Genomic DNA, 25,403 nt, shown 5'->3' with positions numbered 1-25,403 from the left:
CTTCAGTTACTTAACCCACACTTGCCATCGTTAAGCCTCAACAACGCCCAAGTTCAGACCCACCAAAATCGGATCGTGGTCTGAGCTACGGAATGCATCATCCGCGTACAGGTTGTCATCCTGGCGATCGTTAGTGAAATCGGTGTTGTAATCCAGGGCCGACGCTTCATCCGCGTTGATATGCCAGGTCGTGGTTCCCGTCACTTGCCCGGCTAGCGTTTCACTGGCAAGAGCATGGTCCAGCGAACCCCAGAACCCATCATATACATAGCTATAATCATCATCTAGCAGCTCAAAGCCTGCATTTTTGAGAGTAGTAATGGGGTCTTCCATGGCGTAGGCGTTCAAGTCACCCAGAATCAGAACATCACCGTCAGTGCTGCCGGTTGGGTTGCTCTCCAGCCAAGCTTTAAGCTCCTCGGCAGCTTCGACACGGGTGGGGTTGTTGTTGGCTTGACCATCACCGATGGCATCTTCGCCGTTAACCACACTGCCCTTGGATTTGAAATGGTTCACTACGACGGAGAACTCTTCGCCATCGCTGTCTTTAAACGTCTGCATCACCGGCGCACGGTTTGCCGTCGCGAAAGCACCATCGGTCTTAGTGGCCGCACTACCAACAGCCGTTACTGCTTGGCTGTTGTAGATAACGCCTACGGAAATCGCATCATCTCCTGGGCTAACTTCGTTGTTTTCCCCATCACGAGTAATGCTGTAAGCCCAGGTAACGTCCGTGATCCCTTTGCTCAGTACATCCGCATTTAATGCGTCGACCAAGGCAGCCAATGCGCTATCTTCACCGTAACCGTTGTTCTCGATCTCCATCAGGCCGACCACATCCGCGCCGCTGGTATTAATCGCTTCAACGATCTTGGCTTCCTGGCGGTCGAACTCCTCGGCATTATTGGCTCCCCGTGGGTCATGCTCGGTGCCACCTAAAGTAACCGTTTTATTGCCGTTTTCGTTCAGCGTGTTGAAGTAGTTCAGCACGTTGAACGAAGCGACCGTGATACCAGCGTTGCCAAGAGCCTCTGCATCCGGTGCTGCGGGGCGGTCTGCGCCGGTAAAGTCGAGGCCATCGACGTTTTGCACCTTCCACTCTTCAAAGTTGTAATCAAGCACACCTTCGAGGGTCTGAAGCTCGTCGCCGCCACGCAGCGGGTTCGTCGCGGAAAGCTCTTCACCGTTACGACCATAGATAATTGGGTCGGTGTTTTGGGTCGAATTTGCGTCGTCGATTTTGATGGTGCGGGCTTCGGCGTCTTCAAGCCAAGCGCTATAGCCTTCCACATCAGGTGCGTTGACTTCGGTGAACTGCTCCAGGCGGCCACCCGATGACAGTGTCACTTCGCCATAGCGTCCCAACTCATAAAGCTCAGTAACGACTAACGGCTCACCGTCCAGTGCTTCGATAGCAACACGCATACCCTCAAAGGCTTCCAGGCCTTGCTGGTCAGTAAATGGCATAACAACACGCTGACTTTCAGGCAGGGGCATCACGTCAGTCAGCACGTCCAGACTATCGCGATCAGCACTTAGCTGTGTTTTCTCGAAATATTCAGATACCTCACCGCTAATGCGGATCTGGTTACCAGCCGAAAGCTGTGATAACCAATCACCACTACCGCTGCCTGCGTAAACAAAGATACCTTCCGACGTCGCATCATTATCGTCGTTATCGCTATCTTCTTCTTGCAGGAAGAAACCATCCAAGCCCGGTGCCACCATCGTCACGATGCCTTCCAGGGTGACAGTCTCGCCCTCTAGCGAGCTGCTAGCGGTATCGCCCTGCACCTCGGAGATCAGCGTAATATCCACCTGCGGCTCATTGGCAACGCTAGGCGAGGCCAGCGCAGGCACATCGCTGTTATCGCCACCGGCAATGGCAGAGCTAAGTGCGCCGTTACTTTCACTCGTCGTAAAGGCTTTTAGGTCCACATCCCAGGATGCCGCGTCGAAACCGTCCGTATCAGGATAAGCTTCCATTGCCACCTGGTTACCATCAACCCGTGGATCACCTTGCCAAAGCGTGACTGCATCGCCACCGCTGCCCAGGCCAGAAGCGTCCTCGGCATAACCGATTTTCAGCGTATCGATGTTGTTTAGATTGCTCCACGCTGAACGGAACTCCGCGACGGAATCGGCACCGCCATCCACCATCACAATGGCAGATTCACCGGCAGCCAGGGTAGTTAACCCCTGAATTTCAACCGCATCGACTGGGTCAGCGCTGTCATCGTCGTAATAAAGTGGCATCGTGCTGAAATCAAGCGTCTCGTTAGAGCGGTTGGTAATTTCAAACCAGTCCGCCGTCACATCAGAACCGCTTTGACCCGACCAAATTTCGGTAATGGCCAACCCAATATCCAACTCACCCGGGACATAAGGGGCATCGGTGGTGCCTATCTGAAAATCAGTAGTGGCATTGGTAGGTAAGGTATCGTACTCAAATGACCAATTTGCCGCGTCGCCAATCACGCTAAGCAACTCATTCGCGGTGCCGTAACCATCGCCGGTAAAAGCCGCGTTACGTGCATCGCCAACGGCAACGGCCGTGACACCTGCTTCAAGACCCGGCGGAAGGGCGGAGTTATTAGAGGAGTCAGCGGTTTCCTGCCAAGTGTCGCTATTGGTTTGTACCGCATAGATAAATTCGGGGCTAGTAGCGTCGCCGGTGAATGCAAGAATCTGGTCACCACTTACCGAAAGGTTGAAGCCGTTATTACCTAAGTCACTGCTGTTAGCAATGCTGAATTGGGCAGAATCCTTAGTGTAAGTCACCACTGTGCCCGCCGCGACGCCGCCTTCAGGTGCTGTCCACTTAACGGCGCCTTCGCTGGCGCGGAACTCATCGCCCACCCAGCCCGAATCGGTAAAGGTGATTTCCGCGCCTTCGCTAATCCCTTGCAGAGCAACAAACTGGAAGGTTTTTTCGGTAGCACCGACCGCCGTGATCGCAATGTCACCGGCCTGGGGCACAAAGTTCGGCAAGCTAAACTCGATGTCTGTACTGATAAAGCGCTGCTCATCAGCAGGTAGATCCTTCGACTCTTGGCCATCGTCCAGCCAATCCACCGTACCGCTGTCATACAGCACGGTCGCGGAAGCACCTGTGTCCGTCATAGTGACGTCAAAAATGGACTCAGGCTTCGCCGTCAACGCATCTGGCAGCGTATTGAGGTCCAACCCGTCGATTTCACGAACGGCCTGGGCGCCATCCCACAGGTAAAGGCCAAAACCGACGCCGTCGTCATCGTTAACCGGGCCAGCCAGAATCAGATACCCTTCATCGCCTGCGGGCTCAATAGAACGCACCGCACGACCATCCAGGTCTAAGCGCACGGGATCACCAAACGCCGCTTCGTTAGCGGTGCCAGCCACCAAGTCAATGGCGTTCTCTACCGGCACCAACTGGGCAAACCCGTTACCTAGCGGCGAGCGCAGGCCAAGATAAAGGGAATCACCGATAAACGTGGCCCCTTCAACATTCACCCCTAAGGAAAGGCTCAGCGCATTGTCGCCCAAACCATGGCCGTTATCGGCATCCCAGGCGCTTAACTGGCTGGCTAAATCAGTAAACTGGCCCGTCACATCGATGCTTAAATTATCAGCATTCTCACCACTGACATTGGTAGCAAACAGCATCGAGCGCTGGCTGCTCTCGTGCGAGCCCAACCAGTAATGGGTGCCTTCATGAACCGCCACGGCTTCCAAATCCACTTCTTGAGTGTCATTCAAACCCAAGGCTTCATTGAGGTTAATTTCCGCCAACGGTGCGCCGTCGCTGTCGCGCTCATAAAGGCGCAGCACTTGGTCTTCGTCATCGGCCACCAGCATTAACCCATCGCCAACCGCAATCGATGCAGAGGCATCAGATGTGCCAGTGTGGTAACGTTCGCCCAGATTAAAGTCTGGTGTTTCAGGGTCTTCCGGCTGGGTAGGATTGGAGGGGTTAGTAGGATTAGTGGGCTCTTCAGGCTCTTCAGGCTCTTCAGGCTCTTCAGGCGTCTCTAGCTCGCTTTCAATCTCTTCAACATAACGATTTAAAAGAGACTCGATATCGTCTGTCGTACCACCGGCATCATCACCAAGCAAAGGCTTTAATACCCGAACCGTTGCCTGTTCAACGCTTTCATTGCTGTTTAAAAAGGTGGAAGCAAGCGCATCGCGGGGCATCCCATCAGCCAACATGGATTGCCAGTAAGCCAACCCTTCAGCATCAGGCTCGCGGTTAACCACATTGCCATAAAGTTGGCTGAGCCAAGCAGCGTCATCTAAATTTGAAATAGTGGTTTCAAACTCAACGGATGCCTGAAAATTAGAGGCAACCTCTTCAATGGCTAAGCCATTACGAATCTCATTGACCCAATAAGCGAGGCCTGAAGGGTCGGCAGGGCGCAAAAACTGAACATTATAGAGATCCATTACAGGTTGGATCTCTTGCTGAAACTCCGCACCCGCCGTTATTGAGTTAATAACGGAGGGGATATCGAGCTCGCCGCTATCCAGGCGATCAGCCCAATAATTAACACCAGCCTCGTCCGGCTCACGTAATAAAAAATCACGATATAACGTAGAAACAAGTTCAAAAGTTGTCATTGCATCAGCCGCCTTTGGGACAATAGAGGAAGCTAATCTATGGACGGGGGATGGCAATTAAATGACGCTAGCATTTTGTTTTTATGACGGTTTTATTATCCCTCTTATTTTTACAAGCAGGTATCATTTTTATTTAAATTGTCATGTTTCTGCAATGGTTGGTTGCGTAATCTCTCATGTGCCGAATATCGCCAATGTTTAATAAGGGAACTGCCATGAGTAACTTTCAGCTTCAACTTCTGCACGCAGCCGATATGGAAGGGGGCGGTGGGGATCTGCTAAACGCTCCCAACTTCATTTCTATCGTCGATCACTTGGAAGACCAGTACGCCAACTCGTTGTTTGTTAGCTCGGGCGATTTAGTACTGCCTGGCCCTTACTTGAACGCCGCGGGCGACTCAAGCCTGCAAGCGGCTTTCCAAGCAGCGGTAGAAGAGATTTATGGGCTGGAAGCTGGCTCAATGAGTGGTATTACGGCAGCCTCTGGGCGTCTTGAAACGCTGCTAATGGACTTGGCAGATGCCGCCGCAGTCACGCTCGGTAACCACGAGTTCGACCTAGGCACCGACCTGATCGCTGCCATGATCGCCCCGGTGGTTAACGGCGCAACAGCAGCAGAAGTAGAGTGGCTGGGTTCACAGTTCCCTTACCTCTCAGCCAACCTGGATTTCTCTGGCGATGCCGCGCTAAGCGAGCTGGCGACTAGCGAACTGTCCAGCCAAGACGCTTTCCAGGCAACCTTGGATGAACTACTCGCAGGGGCCACCCCTCCCAAACTGGCCCCCGCCGTGATTGCAGAGCGTGGCGGTGAGCAAATCGGCATTATCGGTGTCACCACCCAAATTCTGGAAAGCATCTCCTCACCAGGCGGTGTTGATGTGCTTACCGGCGGCAGCAACGACATGCAGGCGCTGGCCGACCTTATTCAGCCCGTCATTGATGACCTGCAGGCGCAAGGCATCAACAAAATCATTCTCAGCTCGCACCTTCAGCAAATTCAGTTCGAAGAAGAGCTGGCGACCCTGCTGGATGGCGTAGACATCGTCATGGCCGGTGGTTCCAACAGCCTGCTGGCAGACCAGGAAGATCAGGATCGCGGCCTGTTCCCTGGCGCCGGTGAGCCCTACGATACCTACCCGATTGTGACCCAAGACGCTTCCGGCAACGATGTGGTCGTTGTGAACACCGACGGTGGCTGGCGCTACGTGGCCGAGCTGGTCGTCGAGTTCGATGAACAGGGTCGCGTTATTGCCGACTCCATCGATGAAAACTCGTCAGGTGTCTACGCCACTACCGATGAGCAGGTAGAAGCGCTATGGGGTGATCTGGAAAGCGCCTTTGCTGAAGGCACAAAGGGTAACGTGGCAGAAGAACTCGTGGGCGCCGTCGGTGACTTCGTTGCCGAACAGGATGGCAATATCCTCGGCCTGACCGATGTGTATCTGGTAGGGGAGCGGGAAGCCGTCCGTACCGAAGAAACCAACCTGGGTAACCTAACCGCCGATGCCAACCTCTGGTACGCCAAGCAGCAGGACGCAGAGGTCATGGTATCGTTCAAGAACGGCGGTGGTATTCGTGAGCCGATTGGTGATGTGGTCGTGGAAGGCAGCGACAGCGAGCCTAGCTACCAAGCGCCAGGGGCCAACGCAGTTATCGGCAAGCCGGAAGGTGGGGTATCGCAGTTGGATGCCGCGTCATCGTTACGCTTCAATAACGACCTGACCATTATCAGCGTCACGCGTAGCACCCTGTTAGACGTGCTTGAGCACGCCGTGGCCGCTTCAGCGCCGGGTGTTACTGCTGGTCAATTTGCCCAGGTCGGCGGCATTCAATACAGCTTTGATGTGAGCCAGCCCGCTGGCGAGCGCATTCAGAATGCGGTCATCGTCAATGAAGATGGCAGCGCCAACGATGTACTGGTGGCCAATGGCCGCTTGGTCGGCAATGCTGAAGAGACGATTAAGGTCGTGACGCTCGGCTTCCTGGCCGATGGTGGCGATGGTTACCCGCTGGGCGAAGGCAGATATCAAGACCGCGTGGACCTGATGGAAACCTTTGCAGACGACGGCCAATTCACCTTCGCCGAAAAAGGCACCGAGCAGGATGCCTTCGCGGAATACATGGCCAACATGTTCAGCGAAACACCGTTCAGCGAAGAAGAAACCCCCGCCAGCGAAGACCTGCGCATTCAAAACCTCGACGAGCGTAGCGATGCGGTTTTCGATGAGCCGGTTGACCCGCTACTGCGCCTATATGACGCCGCCTTCGACCGCGCAGCAGACGGCACAGGCTTGGGCTACTGGACAAATCAGAGTGATGACATGGGCGCCGTCGCTATTGCCAATAGCTTTATTGCTTCCCAAGAGTTCATTCAACTGCACGGCGAGCTAGACCAAAGCGGCTTCGTTGACCTGATGTACGCCAATGTACTGGAACGCGAAGCAGATGCGCCCGGTAAAGCCTACTGGGTAGGGCAGTTGGAAGCCGGTGTTGAACAAGGAGCCGTCATGGTCGGTATCTCAGAATCCGATGAAAGCCTGCAGCTGTTTGCGTAAAGAAAATTAATAAATAAAGCTATTAAAAAAGGTATTAATAAAAGTTAATACAAGGTGTACCAACCCCAGGCGGCTAACAGGCCGCCTGGGGTTTTTGCTTCTCTAGCAGGGAATCAATAAGCGCAAGCTGGGCAGGTAGACAGCGGCTGTGTAAATCGTACTGCGCTATCACCGTTTCGCGGGCCTGTTCGCCCAGTAAGCGCGCCGCGTCAGGCTGCATCAAACAGTATGAAATCTGTTCCACCAGCGCCTGCTGATCAAAAAAATCAACCAGCAAACCGTTCTCACCGTGGGTAATCACCTCGCGTACCGGGACCGTGTCTGATCCTACAATTGGCGCCTGGCAGCTCATCGCTTCCAGCAACGACCAGGAAAGCACGAAAGGGTAGGTAAGGTAGACGTGGGCGCGGCTCAATTGCATCAGCCCTATCAGCGTGTTGTGGGGCACGCGTCCTAAAAAATGTACCCGCTTGGGGTCAAGCTGGCGGCCAACCTCCTCCAAATAATGCTGCTTCCAGCTCCCGCTTTCAGGGGGAGCGCCATAGCTCACGCCATCGCCCCCCACGATTAACACGTGAACATCGGGGTGTTTCTCAAGCAGGGCAGGCAACGCCCGCATAAACATGTGATAGCCGCGGAGAGGCTCTAAGTCTCGGTTAAAGAACGTCACGACGTTATCGTGACGAGTCAGCGTTAAACCGTCCCCCAACGTGATGAAAACATCGGCTTTGGGCACAAAGCGATTGGTATCAATACCTTCATGGATAACGCTTAACTTATCGTGATATACCGATGGATGGGTGTCGCGCTGAAAATAGGTAGGGCATACCCCATGATCCACCTGATCAAGCATCCATAGCGGCCACAGGTTTTTAAGCCGTGCCTTGGTGCGCAGCGCATCGCTAGGAGGAAACTCAGGGTCGAAGTCGAGATCGCTTTGGTGGGTGTGATAAAAAAACTCAAACCAGCCCAGCTGTAGCGCCTCTGGAAAAATATCTGCAACGCCCAGCATATCACCCCAGCCGGTATGGCCAATCACCAGCGTCGGCTGCCAGCCTTCCGCTTGCCACTGGTGCAAAATGGGCTCGACGGATCGGCCGCGGATGATCTTGCTATCCAGCGAATGCAACCAGGGGTCCAACGTGGCAGGGTTACCGCGAACAAAGGTGGCGTAGGTCACAGCAACGCCCGTTTCACTGGTCGCAGTACTAAAGGAAATAGCCCGAACGTCGGCCCCTGCCTGCTGCAGGGCGGGGGCTAAATGGCGAAACTGACCGGGAAAATTTGGGTGCATAATCAGCACCCGGGCATGTGGCAATAAACTCAAAATAGAGCCTTTTAATAACGCATCGTCAACGACGCCAATGTAGATAGGCATAGCGGAAAATGCCTAACAACGCCCACACCAGCACAGTGCCGGCAACAGCATAAACCAGCCACTGGAGCCAGCCCTGCAACTGCGACCCTTCACGAGCGATGATCTGGGCAGAAAAGAGCGCGCAGAACCGCAAAAACAAAAACTTTGGGGTGGGCACGCGGTTCCAGAACACGCCTAATTTCCAAAATCAAAAAGCTGGTCGTCATCCTCCTCATCCAGCAACGCCTCGATATTGGTCTGTTCTGACAAGTGGCGCTGCCATTCACTGTGCAGGCGATACCGGCGACCCACGTGCTGTAAACGCTGTTCCGAAAACAACTGCGCATAGGCAATCGAAAGCGCCCCTGAAACCGCCAGTTCACGCAGGCTTTCAGCAGGTAACGCTTTCAGCTTCGCCTCGTTGATCCGGTGAAGACCCTTAACATCTTGGGCTGATTCCGCTTCGCTTACGTGGCTTTCACTATTGCTTAAATGCACCGCCCACGGCTCAATCAGCCCCGCGGCTGCTAACTCTGCCACGCACTGATTGGTCATTATGCGGTTTTTTTCAAACGCACTAATGAACGTTTTAAGCGTCTCCAGGCTTTCGCTCAGCTCGCCGTTCTCGTTAAAAAGCGATTCAGCGTCTTCGGGGCACTGCTCCAGAAAGCACCCCTGGGAGGTGTCTACGCAAAGCGCCGTTTGCGTGGTGCTGCCAATGGCCAGCATTCGGAAAGGGTAGCTGCGGTAGAAAGCCGGAATGTATTGACCCAACCAGCGGCCATCCGGGGCCACATACACATTACGGCCAGGCTGCAGTGACTGCACCGCCACTAACTGAAAAGGCGCCTCTTCATCAGCATGCACAAAGGCCAAGGGCATACTGGTTAGCACATGGGAAAGCTCTGCCATCACCACGGGCGCCACCACATCATCGGCGGCATAAAAATAGCGAGCAGGGCGCTTCCAACCCGCATTTCGGTGCTTCACCGGGCTAATCGGCTGGTAATCAAGTGGCATCCTGTGCTCCTAAGTAACATCAACGTAAACAAGCGGCTTTAAATATCCGCCTACAATGGGGCAGCTATCAACACAGCCAACACAGCGCTTAGCTGGCTTTCTGCGCCAACTGGCTCACTTGTGCCCTAGCACGGATAAACGTTTGACGGGCACTCCCCATTGCTGCTTGGTATTCGCGATTAGCGAGGAAATAACGCTCCAACTCTTCCTGAACCTGATGGAGCTGGCTCAACAGCAGGTCATTCTCCTCCTGTAGCTCGCTTTGCTCCGTCTGATGTTCAGCAAGGCGCTTCTGCAATTGGCTCACGTCATCCTGTAGAGCCTTTTCGCGTTGCTCCAGGGCTTGCTGGTTTAAAGAGTACGTTTCCAACTCCTCCTGTACTTGGTGTAACTGTGCCAGCAATAGCGCGTTTTCTTCTTCCACTTCTTCTCGCTCGCGCTGGCTGGCCTGCTGCTGAGATTGCTGCTGTGAGCGCAGAGCGGCTACTTCCTGCTCGTGCTCTTCCAACGCCTTCTTATGCTGGCCTACCTGCTCACGGAGGGCCGGTGCCTCACACCCGGCATGTAATAGCGGCAATAACAGCGGCCAATTTACGTGGGTGTTGGCCAATGAATCACGAAACAAGGGAGCCGCCCCTTCAGGTAACCAGGCAGCCGCCTCCAGGGTTTCAAACACTTCCCAAGCGGATTCCAACGCCTGGCTATGAGGCACTATTTCAAGGTGCAGTGTTGCCAAGGTAGTGGCCAGTTCAGGGTCAGCCGCCGAGGCGAACAGTGGCAAGTTGTGTGGTGTTTCTTGATCAGCAGCTTGATCCAAAGAGGCGAGAAAACGCGGCAATTGGGTGGCCCGCACAAACTGTAACTGCGGCCCCAGCAGGCGGCGTAACTGCAATACCTGGCGCTGGGCGTCTATCCATGCCAGCCAGCTCTGCTCAGAAGGCACCTCGGGTTGCATCAACGCCCACTCCCAAGGCGCCATGAAACACCATACCCAACACTGTTCACCCTCGTGCTGGCGAACAGCTTCGTGCCACGCCTGGTTAGTCATAACAGTTGGCATCACAGCAACGCCAGCGCTGCCCTTCGTCGCCTCGGCAAGCATCTCAACAGTCGAGGGCATACTGCTCACGTTGATTGGTAACGGCTCCATGATGATTCCTTTATAAAAGCAAAATATATAACAGTGAAAAAAACAAAAAGCGAAAGCATCGCGAGCTAAGGCTGCCTCCCACCGAAACAACACTAAGAGGTGAAAAGTCGCATCAAAACGGGGGCGATCAAAACACAGGCGCATCGGCCCATGCCAGTGCCTGCCCCTGGTCATCTTTGGCAGAAAGGGTGGGCGGTTTGCCATCGACTAACGGCCAGTCGATTCCTATTTTGGGATCATCCCAGCGCAGGGAATACTCATCGCCGGGATTGTAGTAATCGGTGCATTTGTACTGAAATTCAGCCGCTTCACTGGTGACATAAAACCCATGGGCGAAGCCGGGTGGTAGCCAGAGTATCTGGCTATTTTCTGCACTGAGGTAAACCCCCGCCCACTGCCCAAAGGTCGGGCTGTTTTGGCGTAGATCCACTGCCACGTCGAACACTTCCCCTTGGGTGACGCGTACCAGTTTGCCCTGGGGCTTTTCCAGTTGGTAATGCAGACCACGCAGAATGCCCTGTTTTGATTTACTGTGATTGTCCTGCACAAAGGTGTACTGACCGCAGCGGGCTTCGAACTCACTCTGGCGAAAGGTTTCCATAAAAAAACCGCGTGAATCACCCAACACCTTCGGGGTTAACAACCAAACGTCAGGAATATCTAATTGCTCAAACAACATTGCCATTACCTTAGACGGGAGCCATTAACGTTAGCGGGTGGCGGAAGGAGCGGCCAGCAGGCGCTGCAAGTATTGCCCATAGCCGGTTTTCGCCAGCGCTTCTGCCTTTAGGGCTAAGGCATCACGGCTCAACCAACCGTTGTGCCAGCCAATTTCTTCCAGGCACGCCACCTTCAAGCCCTGGCGATGCTCAATGGTTTGCACATACTGGCTGGCTTCCAACAGGCTGTCGTGGGTGCCAGTATCCAGCCAGGCAAAGCCCCGCCCAAAACGCTCCACCTGCAAATCGCCACGCTGCAAATAAGCGTTATTAATACTGGTGATTTCCAACTCACCACGGGCAGAAGGCGTCACCTGCCTGGCGATTTCCACCACGTCGTTATCGTAAAAATAAAGCCCGGTCACCGCGTAGTCTGATTTTGGCTGCGTAGGCTTTTCTTCAATGCCCACCGCATTGCCATCCTCATCAAATTCGATCACGCCAAAGCGTTCAGGGTCTTTCACCCAATAGCCGAAAATCGTCGCGCCGCTAGGCTGCTGGCTGGCGCGTAACAGCTTTTCGGTGAAATGCTGCCCATGAAAGATGTTGTCTCCCAGTACCAAGCAGACCGGGTCGCTGCCAATAAATGTTTCGCCAATCAAGAACGCCTGCGCCAACCCTTCCGGGCGTGGTTGTTCCGCATACTCAAACGTAACGCCAAACTGTTCGCCACTGCCCAACAAACTGCGGTACTGCGGTAAATCCTGGGGCGTGGAGATAATTAAAATGTCCCGAATACCCGCCAACATCAGCACCGAGATGGGGTAATAAATCATCGGCTTGTCGTAAATGGGCAGTAACTGTTTAGAAACACCCAGGGTAATAGGGTGAAGGCGCGTGCCGGTTCCCCCCGCTAAAATAATCCCTTTGCGGCGCATTAAACAAAACTCCTGTGTCGTTGGCGCTTATATATGACGTTAGCCATTACCTAAAACAGGCAACGCTCTTCCAAGGTGTTAACAAGCTGCACACGCCAGCTGGGTAGCTCAATGCCCAGCGCCGTTTCTAATTTTGATAACGACAAACGTGAATTAAGCGGCCGCTGGGCAGGCGTTGGGTAAGCCGCGGTCGTGATTGCCGTTAGCTGCTCTTCGCCCATGGTAAGCGGCAAATCCAACGTTTTGGCATGCTCGAAAATAGCCCATGCGAAACCAAACCAACTGGTGTTGCCACGCGGAGCAAGGTGATAAAGGCCGCTTTCAATGCCCTTATTAATCGCTAATTGAGTCACCAGCGCAATTAAGCGCGCCGGGGTCGGCGCGCCGACCTGATCATCCACCACCGAAAGCGCTTTGCGTTGCGCACCCAAGCGCAGCATGGTATTCATGAAATTGTTGCCACGCGCAGCGTACACCCAGCTGGTACGAAAAATCAGGTGAGGGCAGCCACTGCGCTGAATGGCTTGATCACCTGCCAGCTTGGTGTGGCCATAAGCGTTTAACGGGGCGGGGGTGGCGCTTTCTTCCCACGGGGCCGAGCCCGTGCCGGCATAAACGTAATCGGTCGAGTAGTGCACCAGCAGAATGTTCTGCTGCGCCGCATAGGCCGCCAACTGCTCGGGCAACTGCGCGTTCAAGCGCTGTGCTAACTCAGGGGTCTCTTCTGCGCCATCCACATCGGTCAACGCGGCGGCATTCACGATGAGGCCAGGCGTGTGTTCATCGAGCCAAGCGTCTACCGCTGCAGCGTTAGTTAGGTCGAGTTCCAAGCGTGAAGGGGCCAACACCTCGCCCAAACAACACAGCTGGCGCTGCAGCTCGAAACCGACTTGCCCACTCCCTCCGGTTACTAAAATGTTCACTCTACCACTCCTAAGCGTTCTCCCTGGTAACCGTGGCGATTGATTGCCTGCCACCAGCGTTTATTATTCAAATACCACTGCACGGTCTTACGTAAGCCCGTTTCAAATGTTTCACTCGGCACCCAGCCAAGCTCACGCGCCATTTTGCTCGCATCGATCGCATAGCGCAGGTCGTGGCCAGGGCGGTCTTCCACAAACGTGATTAGCTCACGATGCGTGCTCCTTCCTGCTAAATGCGCCGTGCCCACCTGTTCATCGAGTAAGGCGCAAATCGTTTCCACCACCGCCAGGTTAGACTGCTCGTTATGCCCGCCAATATTGTAAGTTTCACCCACCACACCATTCTCCAGCACCACTAACAGCGCGCGGGCATGGTCTTCTACATACAGCCAATCACGCACCTGCTGGCCATTGCCGTAAACCGGCATCGGCTTACCGGCCATGCCGTTCAGGATCATCAGCGGGATCAGCTTTTCAGGGAAATGGTACGGCCCATAGTTATTCGAACAATTGGTAATCAAGGTGGGTAGGCCGTAAGTACGGTGCCAGGCGCGCACCAAGTGGTCGGCGCTTGCTTTACTGGCCGAATAGGGCGAGCTAGGCGCGTACGGCGTGTGTTCGGTAAAGAGGCTATCCGGCCCTTCTAAATCGCCATATACCTCATCGGTCGAGACATGATGAAAGCGAAAGGCAGCCGCTTTCTGTGGCGCGCTTTGCTGCAACCCCTTCCAATAATGGCGGGCCACTTCCAGCAGCACCGCCGTACCCACGATATTGGTGTGAATAAAGGCCGCCGGGCCATCAATCGAGCGGTCAACATGGCTTTCTGCCGCCAAGTGCATAACGGCATCGGGCTGATACTGCTCAAACACCCGGTGCATTGCCTGTGAATCGGTAATGTCCGCCTGAACGAACGCATAACGATCGCTACCTGCCACCGGTTCAAGCGACATCAAGTTACCCGCGTAGGTGAGCTTATCCACATTCACCACAAAGTGGCCGCTGTGTTGAATAAGCTCGCGTACTACCGCAGAGCCGATAAACCCTGCACCGCCGGTAACCAATATCATGATGTAAAAATTCCTAGGTGATCAATAGCGTTTCGACGTTTGGGAGGGCAACGGACTGAGCTGAGTCATTGCCATGAGGCACAGTGAAGTAATCTCAAAGCCTGTGGTGGTGCCAACACATTACTTAGGCCGTTCCCGAGAGGGTAGTGCTTCAGCGAGGCATTGCTGATCTGCTTCAGCGGCACCGTTGTGGCGTGCCATGGCTAATGCAAAATGCGCTGGTTTTGGCGGGAAAAAGCCAATCTCATCAACTAGCTTGTCATGCAACAAGGGGGAAAATAACTGCTGCAAAAAACGAGTGAGCTTTCCCTCGACACGCAATCGATGCGCAATATTATGGCTACCGGGAGAGGCCAGAAGCTGGATACCTTGACGCTGAGCCACGTACCACGCATGTAGCGTATCTTCCAACTCATCCACAGCAAAAACGAGCGAGTAACAAGCGCTTGGGTGAAGCGACTGCCAGAGCGCAGGCTGGCGTAACTGATACACCTGCTGTATTAGCTCAGTGTTACGTGTTTCAAATTCAGGAATAGGTATTAGCTGCGTACGGGTAGAAAGCGCTACCACATTGAAGGTAGTTAATGATGTGGTGACCGAAGGGGGGAGGGCGCGAGAAAGTTCTAACGCGCCATAGCCTCCCATGCTCAAGCCGACGATAGCCACATGCTCAACGGTGTGTTCAAGCAGGTAACTGCTAATGGCTTCTACCAACTCGCTCCAGCCTTGTTCGCGCTGGTACCACGTTCGAGAGGTATCACGCACAAACAGTTGATGAACCGACTGTCCAAACGCTTCTTGGCAGCTATCGCGCATCTCGAAGGCAGGCGTTTCCTTTTCCATATCGCCAATGCCTGCGCAGACAATCATCGCGTAAGGCTGGTCACTCGGTGCTACCGAAAGGCCAAAGTTGCCAAATTGGTACATAAACACCCTTAACATTCCCAAGGCCGGTGTGGCATTGCGAGAAGCCTGCGACGAAGCAATCCCATACATGCAGGCAGCAGGAACTTAGAACTCAGCGTCGTGCCAAATAATCTGGAAGCTTGCTGAGGTCGATAGTTACAGTTTGTTGTGGAATGTTCTCTACATGACCAAACAACTCATAGCCAGACTCACCGGGAATCTCTATCCGCACGTCTACATGTTGGTGCGGTGCGCGTCTTGCTAGTTGCTCATGCAGGTAAGCAAAATCAGCTAGCCATAACCCATGAGAATTCAACTCAAGGGCTATCCTAGCATTCAGAGGTGGCTGCAATGGGGCTCCTTCTTCCATTTTTACGCCAGTGTGGCGCTCAAGCTTTCTCAAACAAAGGTGAAGGTGATCGACGGAGCGTTGTGATACACCCCCATTTCGTACCCCATCTGCCACCAACTGTGCCAGATGAATAAAGGCATAGAGCTCTTGCTCATCCAGTGGCAATAAAGCGCCAGCCTGACTGGTGCCGGTTAATTGAAGGGGGCTAACGGAAAAAGAAGCGGTACGGTGCACCAAGCAGTGTCGATGTTCTGCAGTCTCTGCATAAAGCTGAGCTATGGCTTGCCAAGTGAGTGCCTCCGTACCAAGCAGCGAAATATCTCCGGCACCTTGCTTCGCTAGGCGACACTTCTTTTTGATAGACCAGCCCCGTTCTTGATCCGGTTTGCGCCCTGCGCGAGAGAACGCCAGCTCCAATAACAGATCCAGCACTTTCCAAGCGGCACCGAAAACGAGAGGCAACAACGCAGCTCGCAACGCATCATCACGCCGAGAGACTTCAGTGACAAAATGCACTTGAAGGCATATTGGGCCGCTACCTTCCATCGCTTGGCGAAAATCCCAGGTGTCTCCAGGCTCTTCTCCTATCAAAGGCAGGTAACGATCCAAAGCAAGACGTTCGAATTCGGTGGCTTCGATGAAGCCATCTATGGTTGTCATTAACGTGATGTTCCTCTAACCACCAAATGAGCCCTACTGGTCTTCTCGAAGGCTCTACTCAACACGCGTATTCCTGCTAGCGTTCAACATATCTTCAAGCGTTTGATCAAGATGGTAACAGGGTTCCCATCCGGTTAACTGCTTCAGCCTTGCATTTGCACCGCATAACCGAGGTATTTCATTGGGCCTAACAAATGCCGGGTTCACGCTGACCTCAATATCATACCCTGCTAAGGCACTGATCTTTTCAATAATGGCTCGTAGCGCTGTATCAGTACCTGAACTGATATTAACCACCTTGTTTTGTGCGGTGCTTTCCAGCAACGCCATATAGGCCGCCACCACATCTCTCACATCAGAAAAATCACGGCTTACATCGATGTTGCCCAACTCAATCGCTGATTTTTCTTGTGCAAAATGCTCTACAATCTTGGGAATCAAGAAGCGGCTATCTTGCCCTGGGCCGGTGTAGTTAAAAGGGCGAGTAATCACAATCGGTAAACGTTCAAACCAGTTGGCTACCATGTGTTCCATAGCTAGTTTGCTGCAAGCGTAATGGTTGACGGGCGCTGGGCATATGCTTTCATCGATGACACCCATATCGGGTGTGCCATAAACATTGGCACTACTGGCGACCAAAATACGCTCAGGGGGAGTTTCAAGCGATGCTAATGCTTGCAGAAGATTGAGCGTACCAAACACATTTACATCGTAAAACGCCCGCTGATCTTCATGGCCTACAAATGAAAGGGCCGCTAGATGAATGACCCAGTTTGGTTTGACGCGTTCAATACAGGCTTTAACCGCTGAAGCATCGGTTAAGTCACAGGCCAGGGTCTGATGGGCAGCGGTGGGGCGGCTACCCAGCCCCACCACCTGAAACCCCTCATTCACAAGTGCCTCAACCATGTAGTGGCCGGTAAAGCCGGACGCGCCTGTCACTAATGCGGTAGGCATTGGCTTAGCTCCTGTGGGTAGGGTTACTTAAAAAGAAAAACCTTGCTGGTTACGGCGTAGGTCAGCTTCTACCATCATTTTGCATAAATCTTCCAGGCTGGTGGTCGGCTCCCAGCCCAAGTCGTCCTTGGCCTTCTGTGGGTTACCGATGAGTAACTCAACTTCAGCCGGGCGGTAGAATTTAGGGTTTACTCTAACAACAACGTTGCCCGTGGCGGTATCGATGCCAATTTCATCCTCCGCTTCGCCTTCCCAGCGAATAGACATATCCACAGCCTTGAACGCCAAGGTGACGAAGTCGCGCACCGTTTCGGTACGGTTGGTGGCTAACACATAGGTATCGGGCTTATCCACTTGAAGCATGCGCCACATACCTTCCACGTACTCTTTGGCAAAGCCCCAGTCGCGCTTGGCATCCATATTGCCAAGTTCCAACGTATCTAATTTACCCAGCTTAATCTTGGCCACGGCATCGGTAATTTTGCGCGTGACAAATTCACGGCCACGCAATGGCGATTCATGGTTAAACAGAATGCCGCTGGTAGCAAAAATGCCGTAGGACTCGCGGTAATTAATGGTCATCCAGTGGGCATATAGCTTGGCGACACCATAAGGGCTACGAGGATAGAAGGGGGTAACTTCAGTTTGCGGAATTTGCTGCACTTCACCAAACATTTCAGAGGTAGAAGCTTGGTAGTAGCGAATCTTTGGATTCACGATACGAATCGCTTCCAGCAAATTGACCGCGCCTAGCCCGGTAATTTCACCGGTTGTGATAGGTTGATCGAAAGACACCCCCACAAAGCTCTGGGCAGCCAAGTTATACACTTCATCTGGCTGAGCCGTTTGCATTAACCGAATGCTTGAGGAAAGGTCGGTTAAATCATGTTCAATAAGGTGGAAGTTAGGGTGGTCTTGAATACCTAACTCTTCAATACGCCAGAAATTGACTGAGCTGGTACGACGGAAGGCGCCATAAACGGTGTAGCCTTTTTCTAATAAAAGCTCTGAAAGGTAAGCGCCGTCTTGGCCCGTGACACCAGTAACAATAGCTTTTTTCATTACTCTCTCCTTCTAATTTTTTGTATACAATCGAATATACCAACCACTGGCATTGGTGTTCTTTACTAATTTTTTAGCTTGACGAATACCTTTTATGATAGAAAAAGAAAGCGCCTAAGCCTCAATCACTACCAAACAGATCCCTCGTATATACCTTATCTTTCACATCCAGCAGGTCTTCGGCTAGGCGGTTAGCCAAGATGACATCACATTGGTTTTTGAAAGTACCCAAGTCACGCTCAACACGCGAGCCATAGTAGGTGCCTTCTTCCAGCACGGGTTCGTACACCACGATTTCAATGCCTTTGGCTTTAATGCGTTTCATCACCCCCTGCATGGCGCTGGCACGAAAGTTATCCGATCCAGTTTTCATAATCAGGCGGTAAACTCCCACCACCTGAGGGTTACGGCGCAGGACGGATTCAGCAATAAAGTCTTTACGGGTGCTGTTGGCTTCAACGATGGCTTTGATCAGGTTGCTGGGTACGTCTTGATAGTTGGCTAATAGCTGGCGAGTGTCTTTGGGTAGGCAGTAACCGCCATAACCAAAACTGGGATTGTGATAATGACTGCCAATGCGCGGGTCCAGCCCAACACCTTGGATAATTTGCCGGGTATTCATGTTGTGGGTTTCTGCATAGGTATCCAGCTCATTAAAGTAGGCTACACGCATTGCCAGGTAGGTGTTGGAAAACAGCTTGATGGCTTCGGCTTCGGTGCTGTCCACAAAAAGTGTTGGTACTTCCTGCTTGATAGCCCCTTCACGCAAAAGGTCGGCAAAGCGCTCTGCACGTTTGGAACGCTCACCGACTATAATCCGTGAAGGATACAGATTGTCATGCAGTGCTTTACCTTCCCGCAGAAATTCCGGTGAGAAGATCAAGTTGCTAGTCTCCAGGCGCACACTGACTTCCTGGGTAAAACCCACTGGCACCGTGGATTTGATGACCATCACCGCTTGAGGGTTAATGGCCTTCACATCGGCAATCACCGACTCCACCGTGCGGGTGTTGAAATAGTTGGTTTCCGGATCATAGTCGGTGGGGGTAGCGATAATCACAAAGTCAGCTCCTGCATAAGCCTGATGCTTATCCAAGGTCGCTGTAAAATTAAGCGCTTTTTCGGCCAGAAACTCTTGTATTTCAGTATCCTCAATTGGGCTGTGACCGGCATTAAGCAGCGCTACCTTTTTGGCATCTATATCCAGCGCCACCACCTCGTGGTGCTGGGCCAATAACATGGCATTAGATAAACCCACGTACCCGGTTCCTGCGATAGCGATTTTCACTTAAAACCTTCCTTTATAATTTCAAAAACTTAAAACCTATAAAAACCTTTGTACCAGTCAACGAATTGGTGCACACCTGCCTCAACAGTCGTGTTGGGCTGATAGTTAAAGTCAGTCACCAAATCCTCAACATCGGCATAGGTATCGGGAACATCACCTGGCTGCATGGGTAAAAACTCTTTTTTAGCCTCTAACCCTAATGCTGATTCCATCGAACTGATGAAATCCATCAATCCCGTTAAACGGTGACCACCAATGTTATACACTCGCCAGGGCGCGGTACTGGTTGCTGAATCAGGTTGAAATGCATCCCAGTTCGGGTTGGGTTGTGCAGGTTTATCCAGTACACGAATCACACCCTCCACGATGTCATCAATGTAGGTGAAATCCCGTCGATGGTTGCCGTAGTTGTAAACTTTGATCGTCTCGCCAGCCAGAATTGACTTAGCAAATTTGAAGGGGGCCATATCAGGGCGACCCCATGGGCCATAGACAGTAAAAAAACGCAGTCCAGTGGTAGGCAAGCCATAAAGATGGCTATAGGTGTGTGCCATCAGCTCATTGGATTTTTTACTGGCAGCGTAAAGGCTTAAGGGGTGGTCAACATTATGATGCACAGAAAAAGGCATGTTTTTGTTGGCACCATAAACACTGGAACTACTGGCATACACTAAATGCTCAACACCATGATGGCGGCAGCCTTCCAGAATATGGGCGAAACCCAGAATATTACTATCAATATAGGCCAAGGGGTTATCAATAGAATAACGAACCCCTGCCTGAGCTGCTAGGTTGACCACCCGCTTAGGCTTGTACTTGACAAACAAAGCCTCCACCCCACTACGATCGGCTAAATCTAAGCGCACATGCGTATAATTAGGGTGATTTATATGGCGAGCTAGTCGAGCCTCTTTTAAATCTGGATCATAGTAATCATTGTGGTTATCTAAACCCAGCACTGTATCACCTCGATCCAGCAAACGCTGACAGAGTTCAGAGCCAATAAAGCCAGCGGCACCGGTTACAAGAATTGACATTAAGCCTCGTCATTACGGATTAGTTGAATTGCTTAGCTTGCACTCCATAAAAAATTGCAATAATGATGCGCAAGTGAATATAATTTAGGTAATTAAAGAACCCATGATTAACCTTTGTGCTTGGTGATGCTGCATTAAAATTGACTCACAGCAGCTTAATTCGAGGCAGCAAGACTAAATATTATATTTTTTCTTAACAGCCATATACTGTTCGTGCAACAAAAGGTCTTCTCTTCTTTTTTCTGCAGACATTTTTTTTATTTCAACATTGGGCAAGCTGTTAAATTCTCCAGCACTACAGAGCATTGCTATATCACTTATAATTTTCTTTCGATTATCAACAAAATCTTCATAATAAATAACCAGAGGTTCAATTTCATTTACGTTAATCCAAGACAACTCATAACTTTTGAGCCTTCTATAATCAGTCAAAACATCTACTAGCGTAATACTTATGTCATCTAATTTTTTTTGTACTCAAGCTCTTGATTTTTATTGCGAATATGGGCCAGCTTTGTTTTTCTTAACTTAGAATGTGATAAACACTGTGCAAAATCATCTCTTCGACGATAAAAAATAAACAAAGGATTATTGTAAACTGAATTGATATCTTCTAGTGTCTTATAACCATTTGACTCATTCTCCCCGTTTTTAGCCAATATTTTACTCATACTAGTCCACATAATTTTATGACTAGCAATACCATTTTTAGTAGTATGCTTCTCCCGCTCTTCTTTTAAAATATCCAGTAAAGGGTATTTTTTTTGAATTTTCCTTGCATCACTATTAATTGGCTTTTTTCTTTCTAAAAAAAGAAAACATTCTTTCGGAATACCTAGAATGTCAGTATTTTCTAAGCTTTCACAAAAAAAAGTCGAACCACTTCTTTGTGTTGATAAAACTATTATGTCTCGCATTCTAAAAACCCTTAAAAAAAAGTAAACATGGAATATGATATTTTTTATTTTTAGCCGATACAAACTTGAACTAACACAATAGCTGTAACACCATGTCTTAGAGAAAATTAAAAAAACAGCTATAAGGCACCACCATTATTAATGGCTTTTTCATTTAAAAAAGCATTCATGCCGCTCATAAATTCATCATCCTCTCTTAATTTAAGACTCTCTATATCAGTAAGCTGTCTGCTATGCTTCACAAGCGAATACATCTTAATCATTCTTATATCATTCTTGATTTTTAAATCATCAAAATTAGCAACAGGCACGTCATCGCCTAAAAGAGGAGGACTCTTAGGGGGGGCATTTGAATTTAGATCCATTAAGCATAACCCTTTAAGCAACACACCGAGTTCTCTAACATCAGTAGAAGCAAAAACATCGGATGCTTTTAACAACTTATCAACAACCAAAGAAATCTCAGCATGATAAAACTCTCCTTCAGTTTCCACATAATCAGAAATTGGAATTTTGACATTGAGTTCTCTGGAGCCAAGTTCAGAGGTATTGATTTGAAATGCCAAGCTATCATTAATTAAAATCTTCACTTCCTGATTATGCTTTATGCTTTTAGCCGACAAAAAGAATAATTTTAATTCGATCATCAACCGATCTGTTTCTTTTGGATAACAGAAATTTAACCTTGCAACTTTTTCAAATGACCAAATTCCAGAACTTTCGAATGACCTCCAGCCATTATTAAGTATTTTTTCGCTGGCTTTATCGTGATCATTTTTATTAAAACAAATGTTTTTATTAGGCAATAATGCAGGCGGATCAAACTTTAAAGAATCGGACGAGTAAATCTTTTCTAAGGCGAATTTAATTGCTTCGTTCCAATAAAAAGGCTTGAACTCATCTTTTATTTTACGTTCACGCGCTTTTAAAGTAACCTCATTATCAATATAAAATTCTATATTTTTAAGCCATTCCTTAAAGTCATAAGGATCTAATAATTCAGTGAGATAGGGTGCAATTTCAGCAGTAGAGCTAGCATTGCTCGTTATGCAAAACTTGTTATATAAAAGACTCTCTACGACAGGCAAACCCCACCCCTCATATACAGAAGGAAAAACAGTAAATAGGCAATTTTTATATAGCCAATCTAGTTCATTATCTTTTATATCTACAAGATGATGAACATGTTTTGATATTTTTTCATTTCTTGTGAGCTCTTCAACTACTGGATCATCTGGCCACATTACTTTACCTATTAGCAAAAGCTTAGGTACGCTCTCGCCTCTTGTTTCAATTAATCTTTCCCAAACCTTCAAAAGCAATGCATGATTTTTTCTCTTGTCAAATGAGCTGACAAACATGACATATTCTTCATTAGAATACTTGTCAACTATACTTGACGAACTATCTATCGCAGAAATTTCTTTAGGAATGTAATCGCCAAGTCTTATTTCAATGATTTCAGTTTCGTTGAAATTATATTCTTTTAAAAATTCAGTTAAATCTAGTTTAGTTGACTGGGAATAAGTTAGAAAAGCATCTACGTGTGAAAACAAATGCCTTGCATTTAGTTCAAACTTGCTTGCACTTTCAACAGGATAAAGGTAATTAAGCTTATATCTAACTAAATCATGAATCAGTAAGTATAATACAGATTGTGAAGATTGCTTGCAATTTATCAATCCTTTGAAGTACAGGTCATGTGCGACCCAAGCTCCGCCAAAGCTTAATACAATAGATCCCTTTTCAATAAAATTACTAGCAGGCTCTGAAGCCTGAATTCGTTCAAGCAATCCTCCATGCTCTATATCTTTTGGCTTTATTTCAACAAAGTCACTGGTATTTCTTTTCCAGCAAATAAATTTAGATCTATGCGGAAACTCAGTACTTAATGCGTTATAAGCTTGCTCTACAACCCTCGGTATTCCCGATGGTTTTCCGCCAGCATAAATATAATCTGTTATGTCAAAATATATTAATTTTTCATTGGTGTTGGGGTATTCTGTTAGATATTTTTTGGTGTCAATATTAATAACTTTTTCATAGGCTGCGGCAGTTTCGGCTGCATTTTTATCCCATGTGAATGATTTTTTAATAAAATTTTCCTGCTCCTTGCTTTTCTTCTTTAAAAGAGACTCTTCTAATTTATGGGTTAATCCATCTAAATCACTTGGCCGCACATATTTAGCATAATTACCAAAATACTCTCTCTCAGAGGAGCGATCACTAAGTACCATTGGGACGCCAGTAGAAGATGCTTCTAGTGCAGCCAAAGGTGCACCTTCAGACCAACTAGGCAATGTAAAAACAGAAGCGCCTACAAATGCAGAACCCAGTAAAGGGTTATTAGGTGCAATTCTGGGTATAAAAACTCCATATTCACCCGCACGTTCCTTCACTAATCTCGCATAGTTAGGGTTGCCTTCATGACCAATGAATACAACTTTTTTACCTAACCTTCTGGCAGCCTCAGCCACCATTAGCTGATTTTTTCGTGGCTCTATTCGGCCTACGCAAAGTATATATTCATCCAAACCATACTGCTGTTTAAATAATGTCTCGCTTGATTTATTGAATCGATCAGAATCAACTGGGTTTCTAACTATAGAATGGTTATCATTAATAGCATCTAAGTATTGAAGACATTTTAGTTCATACTCACTAAGACATATAATATGATCTGCCATCTTAGTACAAGCAGCAACTTGTTTGTGATATCCTGGGAAAATTTCACGTATTGGTAAATTTGGTTCCCCAGCTATTTTTTTATCAATTTCAATTATTTTACTTTCAAAATTTTTATAGTTTTGAAAAACACCAGGCAGATCTTGAGAAAAAAGTTTATGGTTTGCTAAATTTAGAAAAATAGGGGAAAAAACAATTTTCTTTCCATTTTTTTTATAAGATGCTATTTTTTCAAAGCAAGTATCTGGATGCCAAATATTAAAAACATGCGCAATATTCGCTTCGCTTATAGGCTTTTTGTTGGTTTGTATGTATTCAGCATTTACATTATTCTCTAAGAGTGCTTCAACCGTTTTAGGAACCCTTACAGACGGCCCTCCCAAGCTTTTTTTTTCATCCCCATGCGTAATAAGAACCGAGTGAATTTTTTTAGCTTTTTTAGATACTTTAGAGTAAGATTTACTTAATAATTTATCAAATATTTGAATATGTTTATATGCCCAATTCTCCCAAGATATATCCAGAACACTACTGCGTAACTGCTGCCTCTGATATACAATTTTTTGTAAAACAAATCTTAAAGATTCTGAGCTTCCATTTTCAAATTCAATGTGCGGAAATTTGCTTACCCAACCTACATTAGATGAAATTATGGGCTTACCACATGCCAGCCCTTCAATCACCGACATGGGACCACCTTCATATAAAGCTGGAACTAAAACATAGTCTAGGTCATTGTAAAATTCAGGCATTAACCCTTCTGCAACATTATAAGGATCACCAGGCCAGCCCTCACCAGTAAACCGCCACTCTATACCAGGTATGTCCATTACTTTTTTTACAAGATTCTCGCCTTTTCTGCCTGTATGATATGTTCTACCAATAACACCAATTTTTACTTTTGGCTTGAACGATGTTAGATCAACTCCAGGTGGAATAACGGAAACATTATTTACACCAGCATCAGTCAGCTCATTTTTATACATGTCAGACATACAGACACAGTAATCCATTTCTTTTGCAATAGAAAAAAAACGATCACGTGCATTTTTGTTAACTTCAGAGTGTGTAAAAAAGCCAACCTCTATGGGACATATTTTTTTCTTTCTTGCAGAGTAATTAATATAATATTGAAGGCTAGCGTGTGGCTCATCATGCAGGCCATATGTGATATTTTTATCATGCTTCACGATCTCACTAGCACACTTTTCTAATATCCAACCTTTGTCAGCAATTTTAATATGTATTTTTTTCATAATTCGAATTTC

19 protein-coding genes are annotated in these 25,403 nt (G+C 49.1%); 1 reads left to right on the top strand and 18 read right to left on the bottom strand.

Annotated elements, in window-relative coordinates:
• Window positions 1-30: 30 nt before the first annotated feature.
• Window positions 31-4,599 (bottom strand): ExeM/NucH family extracellular endonuclease, encoded by a 4,569-nt coding sequence (locus V8L70_RS12705; RefSeq protein WP_336269517.1) that lies wholly within the window; start codon window positions 4,597-4,599, stop codon window positions 31-33.
• Between the two features lie 215 nt (window positions 4,600-4,814).
• Here V8L70_RS12705 and V8L70_RS12700 point away from each other — a divergent pair, with 215 nt between their 5' ends.
• Window positions 4,815-7,154 carry a DUF4214 domain-containing protein gene (locus V8L70_RS12700; RefSeq protein ID WP_336269516.1) on the top strand — a complete coding sequence of 780 codons (2,340 nt, stop codon included), beginning with the start codon at window positions 4,815-4,817 and terminating at the stop codon, window positions 7,152-7,154.
• Between the two features lie 73 nt (window positions 7,155-7,227).
• Here V8L70_RS12700 and V8L70_RS12695 read toward each other — a convergent pair whose 3' ends face one another.
• From V8L70_RS12695 to V8L70_RS12615, 17 genes are all read right to left on the bottom strand, one after another.
• Complete coding sequence (locus V8L70_RS12695) at window positions 7,228-8,532, bottom strand: glycosyltransferase (protein WP_336269515.1); 1,305 nt, start codon at window positions 8,530-8,532, stop codon at window positions 7,228-7,230.
• The gene (locus V8L70_RS12690) at window positions 8,507-8,704 is read right to left on the bottom strand and encodes a hypothetical protein (RefSeq protein ID WP_336269514.1); all 198 of its coding nucleotides are present in this window, start codon (window positions 8,702-8,704) and stop codon (window positions 8,507-8,509) included. The genes V8L70_RS12695 and V8L70_RS12690 overlap by 26 nt, the downstream gene beginning before the upstream one ends.
• Before the next feature lie 2 nt (window positions 8,705-8,706).
• Entirely contained in the window at window positions 8,707-9,531 is an 825-nt protein-coding gene (locus V8L70_RS12685) for a SapC family protein (protein WP_336269513.1), read from the bottom strand.
• Between the two features lie 88 nt (window positions 9,532-9,619).
• A complete protein-coding gene (locus V8L70_RS12680) occupies window positions 9,620-10,681 on the bottom strand; it encodes a hypothetical protein (RefSeq protein WP_336269512.1) in 1,062 nt (353 codons plus the stop codon).
• A 127-nt stretch (window positions 10,682-10,808) separates the two neighbouring features.
• Entirely contained in the window at window positions 10,809-11,360 is a 552-nt protein-coding gene (gene rfbC, locus V8L70_RS12675; RefSeq protein ID WP_336269511.1) for a dTDP-4-dehydrorhamnose 3,5-epimerase, read from the bottom strand.
• Window positions 11,361-11,390: 30 nt separating this feature from the next.
• Complete coding sequence (rfbA, locus tag V8L70_RS12670) at window positions 11,391-12,278, bottom strand: glucose-1-phosphate thymidylyltransferase RfbA (RefSeq protein WP_336269510.1); 888 nt, start codon at window positions 12,276-12,278, stop codon at window positions 11,391-11,393.
• Window positions 12,279-12,328: 50 nt separating this feature from the next.
• Entirely contained in the window at window positions 12,329-13,201 is an 873-nt protein-coding gene (rfbD, locus tag V8L70_RS12665) for a dTDP-4-dehydrorhamnose reductase (RefSeq protein WP_336269509.1), read from the bottom strand.
• Window positions 13,198-14,271, bottom strand: coding sequence for a dTDP-glucose 4,6-dehydratase (gene rfbB / locus V8L70_RS12660; protein ID WP_336269508.1), 1,074 nt, complete (start codon window positions 14,269-14,271; stop codon window positions 13,198-13,200). Before rfbB ends, rfbD begins: the two co-directional genes overlap by 4 nt.
• A 120-nt stretch (window positions 14,272-14,391) precedes the next feature.
• A complete protein-coding gene (locus tag V8L70_RS12655; RefSeq protein ID WP_336269507.1) occupies window positions 14,392-15,198 on the bottom strand; it encodes an alpha/beta hydrolase in 807 nt (268 codons plus the stop codon).
• A 91-nt stretch (window positions 15,199-15,289) separates the two neighbouring features.
• Entirely contained in the window at window positions 15,290-16,189 is a 900-nt protein-coding gene (locus tag V8L70_RS12650) for a hypothetical protein (protein WP_336269506.1), read from the bottom strand.
• Between the two features lie 54 nt (window positions 16,190-16,243).
• Window positions 16,244-17,146: a GDP-mannose 4,6-dehydratase gene (locus V8L70_RS12645; protein WP_336269505.1), complete on the bottom strand. Its 903-nt coding sequence runs from the start codon at window positions 17,144-17,146 to the stop codon at window positions 16,244-16,246.
• 27 nt (window positions 17,147-17,173) lie between these two features.
• On the bottom strand, window positions 17,174-18,208 hold the full coding sequence (gene gmd / locus V8L70_RS12640; protein WP_336269504.1) for a GDP-mannose 4,6-dehydratase: 1,035 nt from the start codon (window positions 18,206-18,208) through the stop codon (window positions 17,174-17,176).
• 121 nt (window positions 18,209-18,329) lie between these two features.
• Window positions 18,330-19,496: a nucleotide sugar dehydrogenase gene (locus V8L70_RS12635; protein WP_336269503.1), complete on the bottom strand. Its 1,167-nt coding sequence runs from the start codon at window positions 19,494-19,496 to the stop codon at window positions 18,330-18,332.
• A gap of 29 nt (window positions 19,497-19,525) precedes the next feature.
• Window positions 19,526-20,533: an NAD-dependent epimerase gene (locus V8L70_RS12630; RefSeq protein WP_336269502.1), complete on the bottom strand. Its 1,008-nt coding sequence runs from the start codon at window positions 20,531-20,533 to the stop codon at window positions 19,526-19,528.
• 174 nt (window positions 20,534-20,707) lie between these two features.
• Entirely contained in the window at window positions 20,708-20,932 is a 225-nt protein-coding gene (locus V8L70_RS12625) for a hypothetical protein (RefSeq protein WP_336269501.1), read from the bottom strand.
• 62 nt (window positions 20,933-20,994) lie between these two features.
• On the bottom strand, window positions 20,995-21,450 hold the full coding sequence (locus V8L70_RS12620) for a Stf0 family sulfotransferase (protein WP_336269500.1): 456 nt from the start codon (window positions 21,448-21,450) through the stop codon (window positions 20,995-20,997).
• A 119-nt stretch (window positions 21,451-21,569) separates the two neighbouring features.
• Window positions 21,570-25,391, bottom strand: coding sequence for a glycosyltransferase (locus tag V8L70_RS12615; RefSeq protein ID WP_336269499.1), 3,822 nt, complete (start codon window positions 25,389-25,391; stop codon window positions 21,570-21,572).
• Window positions 25,392-25,403 lie beyond the last annotated feature (12 nt).

It is taken from the genome of Vreelandella arctica (assembly GCF_037070215.1).
Lineage (GTDB): Bacteria > Pseudomonadota > Gammaproteobacteria > Pseudomonadales > Halomonadaceae > Vreelandella > Vreelandella arctica.
Note: the sequence above shows the minus strand (reverse complement) of the source record. Positions and strands in the feature narration are given on the sequence as shown.

Bases quoted from the DNA above. Each gene is read 5' to 3' on its own strand.
- V8L70_RS12705 (WP_336269517.1), bottom strand. From the start codon at position 4,599: ATGACAACTTTTGAACTTGTTTCTACGTTATATCGTGATTTTTTATTA.
- V8L70_RS12700 (WP_336269516.1), top strand. From the start codon at position 4,815: ATGAGTAACTTTCAGCTTCAACTTCTGCACGCAGCCGATATGGAAGGG.
- V8L70_RS12695 (WP_336269515.1), bottom strand. From the start codon at position 8,532: ATGCCTATCTACATTGGCGTCGTTGACGATGCGTTATTAAAAGGCTCT.
- V8L70_RS12685 (WP_336269513.1), bottom strand. From the start codon at position 9,531: ATGCCACTTGATTACCAGCCGATTAGCCCGGTGAAGCACCGAAATGCG.
- V8L70_RS12680 (WP_336269512.1), bottom strand. From the start codon at position 10,681: ATGGAGCCGTTACCAATCAACGTGAGCAGTATGCCCTCGACTGTTGAG.
- rfbC (WP_336269511.1), bottom strand. From the start codon at position 11,360: ATGTTGTTTGAGCAATTAGATATTCCTGACGTTTGGTTGTTAACCCCG.
- rfbA (WP_336269510.1), bottom strand. From the start codon at position 12,278: ATGCGCCGCAAAGGGATTATTTTAGCGGGGGGAACCGGCACGCGCCTT.
- rfbB (WP_336269508.1), bottom strand. From the start codon at position 14,271: ATGATATTGGTTACCGGCGGTGCAGGGTTTATCGGCTCTGCGGTAGTA.
- V8L70_RS12655 (WP_336269507.1), bottom strand. From the start codon at position 15,198: ATGTACCAATTTGGCAACTTTGGCCTTTCGGTAGCACCGAGTGACCAG.
- V8L70_RS12650 (WP_336269506.1), bottom strand. From the start codon at position 16,189: ATGACAACCATAGATGGCTTCATCGAAGCCACCGAATTCGAACGTCTT.
- V8L70_RS12645 (WP_336269505.1), bottom strand. From the start codon at position 17,146: ATGCCTACCGCATTAGTGACAGGCGCGTCCGGCTTTACCGGCCACTAC.
- gmd (WP_336269504.1), bottom strand. From the start codon at position 18,208: ATGAAAAAAGCTATTGTTACTGGTGTCACGGGCCAAGACGGCGCTTAC.
- V8L70_RS12630 (WP_336269502.1), bottom strand. From the start codon at position 20,533: ATGTCAATTCTTGTAACCGGTGCCGCTGGCTTTATTGGCTCTGAACTC.
- V8L70_RS12620 (WP_336269500.1), bottom strand. From the start codon at position 21,450: ATGCGAGACATAATAGTTTTATCAACACAAAGAAGTGGTTCGACTTTT.
- V8L70_RS12615 (WP_336269499.1), bottom strand. From the start codon at position 25,391: ATGAAAAAAATACATATTAAAATTGCTGACAAAGGTTGGATATTAGAA.